1 protein-coding gene is annotated in these 265 nt (G+C 55.1%); it reads left to right on the top strand.

Going from position 1 to position 265, the window contains the following annotated elements; genetic code table 11:
- Positions 1-104: 104 nt before the first annotated feature.
- The coding region (locus SB765_RS30485; RefSeq protein ID WP_410932601.1) for a 50S ribosomal protein L11 methyltransferase at positions 105-265 on the top strand (161 nt) is incomplete at its 3' end.

Below are 265 nucleotides of genomic sequence, written 5' to 3'. Positions count from 1 at the left end.
GCCCTCACTGCTTTTAAGCCTGCTGGCATTTTTAGTGGGCAACCTGTTTGGACGCGCGCCGCAAACGGTCGACGCGCCGCAACATTGACGGAAAGAGAGACGTTATGCCGTGGATTCAAATCAAAATTAATAGCTCAGGTGAACACGCGGAAACGCTGAGCGATGCGCTGATGGACATCGGTGCGGTTTCAGTGACCTTTCAGGATACCAACGACATGCCGGTGTATGAGCCGCTGCCAGGTGAAACCCGCCTGTGGGGCGATAC

Origin of the sequence: Pseudomonas sp. SIMBA_067, from assembly GCF_046534675.1 — a bacterium.
Lineage (GTDB): Bacteria > Pseudomonadota > Gammaproteobacteria > Pseudomonadales > Pseudomonadaceae > Aquipseudomonas > Aquipseudomonas putida.
Note: the sequence above shows the minus strand (reverse complement) of the source record. Positions and strands in the feature narration are given on the sequence as shown.